Raw genomic sequence first — 5,894 nt, 5'->3', positions numbered from 1 at the left:
AGCACAACCGGGGCGTCGTAAAGCCGTTTGAAATGCCCGGCCAGCTCATAACGCGCAGTATCGGTTTCACGATCATGCGTTGCGACATGCAAAACACTTTTTGCCCCGCCCATCCGAATCGACCGGCCCGGGTTAAGTTCGAACGCGGTATGGGGCACATCCTTCATGCCCCAAATCACAACATTTGCGTTCTCAGCCAGAATATTTTCTGCCAGCCAGTCAAAACCGCAAAATCCGGGAATAGCCCCGACGTAAACCGGCTTATCTGTTGGCAGATATGGTGCAATCTGGCGCAACAAGTCCATTCGGGCATGTGCAGGCAATGTCACAATGACAATATCCGCATCAGACATGATGTCGCCGGGGTTTGAACTGATACCATCCAGCCGTGCGCTGATGTCACCGCCATCCGGCAGAAGTGCCTGAATGCCTGTGCCCGTATTATGCGCCGCAACCACGGCATCATTCCCGGTCAGAAGCCGAACTTCGACACCGGGAAGCTGTTTGAACAACACAGCATTCAAATGTCCGGTCCGGCCACCGCCACAAATCACCACGCGAAGCGGTTCCGGCGTCTGGGTTTGTGAAATCATCCCGCACACCTCCCATCCACATCGCGATGGGGGCCATTTGCCAACGAATAGTTCAAGGCCGGCATCACACGCAGAAGATCCAGATCAATCGCACAGGCAGCATTCCATTCAGCGGGAATATGGTGACGTGTGGTTTTGGGTGGATAAAGTGCCCCGGTGCGGGCCCGCTTGCGGATATCATCGGGTGTCACGACAAAATCGGCACGGCGTGTTTCGACCCGGACCGTCCGGTAATCTGCCATCAGGCAGGGCACATGCGACAATCCCGCAGCACAAGCAACAGACAGGCGATGATGCCCGTCCATGACAATCAGGTCTTCCCATTCGACAACAATCGGAGTTGTCCAAATACCGGCCGCCAATATAACGTTACGCAGGGCATCTGCATGGGCAGAAACATGTTCTTCGTGGCGGCGCAAACGATGCGGATCAATCAGAACGATCGGCCATTTCTGCTGTGAGATGGCCATTAAGCGACATCCTCGATAAGTTCCGGATGTGCCGCATATGGTCGCGCCAGCGGCATCCATTGCGCCAGTTGACGCCACACGCCAGTATTTAGCAAATCACGTGCAGCAAGCCATTTCTCATCAAAGACCGTGTGCAAGTATTTCTCGCCGCCATCGGCAACGGTGCAGACAACCGTGCCGCCAATCTTGCCCGCATGGATATGTTCCAATGCTGCATAAATCGCCCCACCGGTAGACCCACCAACCAAAAGGCCACAATTTTGGGCAACATAGCGTGCGGTTTCAAAAGCCTCGGCATCACCAACCTGAGTCCCGATATCGATCACATCGTAATCAAGAACCTTGCCAACTTCGTCACCTTTCGGTGTGCCGGTACCGGACTGGTAATAGGCATGACCGGGCTGACCAAAAACAATCGATCCTTTTGGTTCGACCCCGACAGTACGGATCGCCGGATTGAATTTTTTAAGACCGCGGGCAATACCGCTCAGTGATCCGCCCGTTCCGGTACAGCCACAAAATGCATTAACTTCGCCACCGGTCTGGGCAATCAGTTCATCGACAAACCCTTGATAACCAGCCGGGTTGGCCGGGTTATCAGACTGGTTCATAAAAATCGCGCCGGGAATATTTGCACCCAATTCCGCCGCAAGACGTTGCCGTTCAACCACGGCAACCTCATCCTCGGCGTATTCACCATCGACAAAACGAAGTTCGGCCCCCATCGCCCTCATGACGGCCAATTTATCGGGTGCGGCATGATGATCGACAACGGCAATGAAACGCAGCCCCAGTTCGGCTGCGACAATTGCCAGACCAATGCCTGTATTGCCTGACGAGGATTCAACAATCGTCCCGCCTTCGCACAGACGCCCCTCTTTGATTGCCGCCAAAACCATACTGCGTGCCATGCGGTCTTTCATGCTGCCGCCGGGATTGTTCTTTTCGATCTTCAACAAGAAACGGACATTCGGTGCCGCGACTGGAAGTTCCAGCAACGGGGTATTTCCGATCAGATTGGTAACCTTGGTCTGTATCATCGGGATGTTCCCTTTTGATCGTCCGGTTGAACTGTCGCCAGATCGGCGCTGATGGAAATACGGCGCGGCATCGGAACCCGGTGGAATTCATTTTCCAACAGGTCCATCTGGTAACCGGCCGTATTGCCATAAACGAGCAAATCGCCCTTTTGCGGCTTGGTCGTAAAAGAAATCAATCGATTGGAAATGATGTCCTCGTCGAGGCAGCTATGGCCTGCGACATAGGCCCGAACAGGACCATTTTCCGGCTTTTCACCAGCATTGGCTTGCCCCGGCACAGCAGCCGAAATCAAGATGGGGTCCACAAGAAATTCAGACGCGAACCATGTCTCACAGGCACTGAAACTGCTGCCTTCAGCAAACAGAACACATGTGCCATCAGGCAGGTTTTTAGTGCGTGTAATGCGAAATACCGAAATCGCCGTTTGATCGGCAAGACTGCGGCCCGGCTCCAACCCGATAGCAATTCCGGTAGCGCGCAGATATTGTCCCACGGTCATGTCCTCTGGCCCGACGGCCAAAAGGAACCTGTCGATCCATTCTGTGGCATCAACCGCACCGCCATAGGGATAGAAAGAACGCGGCACGATACCATTGCGGTAATGATCGCCGTTCTGGACAGCCAGAAAGGCAGCATAAGAATCCGGTTCAACGTAGCGAACCGGCAAGCCACCACCGATATCAATCATTGAGACCGAAAGACCAAGATCAGCGGCAACCCGCACCCATTCGGTGATCTCGCAAAATGCCTGCACCCGGTTTTCATGGGCATAACCACCGAGATGAAAATGGAAACCTTCAAACGCAAGATCCCCGGAATGCTGCGCAACAAACCGTAATGCTTCAGGCATATCTTCGGGGGCAAGGCCGAACCTGCTCGCACTTGCATTGATCGGACGGTAGCGCAGCAAGATACGGTCTTTGCAGCCCTGTTCCCGATTGCTGGTTAATGCAACCAGATCATAAAGTTCCTCAAGCGAATCAATCGATATCAGGGCACCGACATCGATCAGTTTCTGATGAAAATCCTTGGGTTTAGCCGGACCCGACGCACAAATCAGACTGCCATCACATCCAGAAGTCAGGGCGTCTTCAAGCTCAAACAGGCTTGAAACATCAACACCGATCCCGCAGGAAATCGCCGCAGAAATAAGCGAATGAGACTTATTCACTTTTGCGGCATAAAAAATGTTCGACTTTATCGCATGCCGATCAAACGCATTGGCTATCCGCGCAAGGTTCTGACCAAGGATATGTGGGAAAACAATATTAAGCGGCGACCCGTATTGATTGGTTAACGTCGCCAATCTGTTGCCATCATCCGACAACAATCGGTGGATCGCCGGATCAAGAACCGGCAACAGTGCAGGCAACCGGCTTGGACCAGGATCAGGGCATTGCCCGTCCCCCTTAACCTTGGACAAAAATGTCATTTGCTCCGTCCCGTAAAGTGAATGGCATCTTTTCGATGTCCGTTTTTTTTATTGTCGGATTGGGTTGGGCGACACCGTAATCGATGCCGCCCGCACCATCAGAAATCGGCAGTCAGAGACAGCAATGCTGTACGCGGGGCACCAACTGAAATCATGCTGAATTCGTTCACACCGGACCAATAATCCTCGTCCGTGACGTTCTGAATTGTTGCCCGCAAGGTAACCGGCGTTTCGGCAAGAGTTGTTTTATACCGAAGGCCAAGATCAAGCGTCGTCCAATCAGGGATATCCTGGGTATTGGCAGTGTCGATATATTGTTCGGAAGTGTGTGTAATCGTACCGCTAAGCGTCATCCCTTTGACAAAGGGGGTATCCCATTCTGCGGTCAGGTTCGCCTGCATTTCTGGCGCACCAATGGCACGATTTCCTTGGGTCGAGGTACTGTTGGTCTTGGTCAGTTCCGCATCAAGGAACATCACCCCGCCCAGCAAGCGAACATTCGGCGTAACTTCCCCAAATACGTTCAGCTCAAACCCACGGTTCCGCTGTTCGCCGTCACTGCTATAACTGCCGCTTACATTTTGGGCGAAAGGCTTTGTGATTTGGAATACTGCAGCAGTTGCGCCAAATGAACCAAAGTCCAATTTCACACCGGTTTCGATCTGTTCGGCAACATAAGGCGACAATGCCTGTCCGGTGATCGGTGCATTCGCCCCCTTGCTGAGACCTTCAATATAGTTGGCGTAAAGTGAAACACTTTCCACCGGTTTGAATACGATACCAGCCATGGGCGTCAGAACGCTTTTGTCATAGGTCGAGGTTTTCGCACCGGTTGTTTCGCTGAAATTATCGGTTTCAACGCGCTGCTGGCGCGCCCCAAGCGTTACAAGAAGCTGATCATCCCACACCGACATGGTGTCAGCCAATGCCACACCGGTCATAGCCGTTTCAGAGATTTTTGGCTTGGATGCCGGGGCTGCAACTGCAATCGGCGCATTGGCCACCGGTGCATAGATATTTGAAAATGGATCGGTAGCCGAATACACACGCCCGCGACTAAAGATATCCTGATACCGGCTGGCCTCAAGGGTCACTTCGTGATTGACGTCCAAAGTTTCAAATTCGGAACGAACGCCACTGCTGGCAGTCCAACGCTCCGTCTGGAACCGCATATAGGACAGGCTGTCATCTTCGATTGTGCCATCGGCACCGCGAATGATCGGATAACCGAATAACCGGTCGACTTCGGTTTTCCCGCCGCCAAAATTACCAAACAGGGTGAAGCTGTTATCAAGATCGTATTCACCCTGCAACATCGCGGATTGATCAACGGCATCCGACCATTCCCAATCATGGGTAACGTTCTTGTTGCCATCCGGGGCAGACGGCATCGTCACCCCCGACGCAATCCGGTATTCACGGAATGGTGCGTTCAGGTTTTCACGCTGATCAATAACATCAAGAGAAAGACGAAGGTCTTCGCCACGATAATCAAGGGCAAGGGCACCAAGTGATGTTTCGCGGGTCTGGTGATCCAGATAGGTATCGCCGTTATGGTATCCACCATTAAAGCGAACCCCAAACTCACTGTTTTCACCATACCGGCGGCTAAAATCAATATTGCCACCCGCCTGTTCGCCAAGTCCGTAATCGGCACTAACCCGATTAAGGTCCGTGTCACCGGCACGTTTGGGAACAATATTGATAACCCCGCCAACACCACTATTTGGCGCCATTCCGCCCAGCAAAGCCGCCGGACCTTTAAGAACTTCGACACGTTCTGCAAAACCGGAAAGTGCGCGATAGGTTGGCGCAACGCCATAAACACCGTTCAGCGCCATCTCGCCGGAATTCCCTGTATTGATGCTGAACCCGCGAATTTGATAGGTATCAAGCATCCCGCCGCCACTGTTTGGTGTTCTGACGGACGGATCATTTTTCAGGACGTCTGCAATCGTTTGCGCCTGCTGATCAGCGATTCTTTCGCTGGTGTAGCTGGTGATGCTGACCGGGGCGTCCATGATGTCGGTATTGCCCAACAGGCCAAGTCGCCCGCCGGTCGCAACCTGACCACCGGCATATGCTGGCGCCAAATCGGACTTTACACCAACGCCTTCGACACGGATCGGGTCGACAATTGTGGCGCCAGATTGTCCAGCCTCCGCCGCCAGATCAATCAGGATCAGGGCGTTTTCACCGGTTTCGCGATAGGACAGCCCGGTACCACGTAGCAAGATTTCCATTGCAGCAGGAACCGTCATGTCACCGCGGATAACACGCGTGCCTTCAATTCCCGGAAGATCAACCGTATAGGCGATCCGCCAGCCCGATGCTGCGCCGATCTCGGCGACACCATCA

The 5,894-nt window shown here is 53.2% G+C and carries 5 protein-coding genes; all 5 read right to left on the bottom strand.

Annotated features, from left to right (window positions below; translation table 11 throughout):
- Window positions 1-593: 2-dehydropantoate 2-reductase N-terminal domain-containing protein (locus ACN0TS_RS18960; protein WP_417260877.1), on the bottom strand; the 593-nt coding region annotated here is incomplete at its 3' end.
- Complete coding sequence (locus ACN0TS_RS18955; protein ID WP_339858273.1) at window positions 590-1,063, bottom strand: hypothetical protein; 474 nt, start codon at window positions 1,061-1,063, stop codon at window positions 590-592. The genes ACN0TS_RS18960 and ACN0TS_RS18955, both read right to left, overlap by 4 nt.
- On the bottom strand, window positions 1,063-2,103 hold the full coding sequence (locus tag ACN0TS_RS18950) for a PLP-dependent cysteine synthase family protein (protein WP_085620009.1): 1,041 nt from the start codon (window positions 2,101-2,103) through the stop codon (window positions 1,063-1,065). Before ACN0TS_RS18950 ends, ACN0TS_RS18955 begins: the two co-directional genes overlap by 1 nt.
- On the bottom strand, window positions 2,100-3,536 hold the full coding sequence (locus ACN0TS_RS18945) for an alanine racemase (RefSeq protein ID WP_417260876.1): 1,437 nt from the start codon (window positions 3,534-3,536) through the stop codon (window positions 2,100-2,102). Before ACN0TS_RS18945 ends, ACN0TS_RS18950 begins: the two co-directional genes overlap by 4 nt.
- Before the next feature lie 98 nt (window positions 3,537-3,634).
- The coding region (locus ACN0TS_RS18940; RefSeq protein ID WP_417260875.1) for a TonB-dependent siderophore receptor at window positions 3,635-5,894 on the bottom strand (2,260 nt) is incomplete at its 5' end.

It is taken from the genome of Celeribacter sp. (assembly GCF_048266405.1).
In the GTDB taxonomy this organism is placed as follows: Bacteria; Pseudomonadota; Alphaproteobacteria; order Rhodobacterales; family Rhodobacteraceae; genus Celeribacter.
This window is presented reverse-complemented; position numbering and strand designations above follow the sequence as displayed.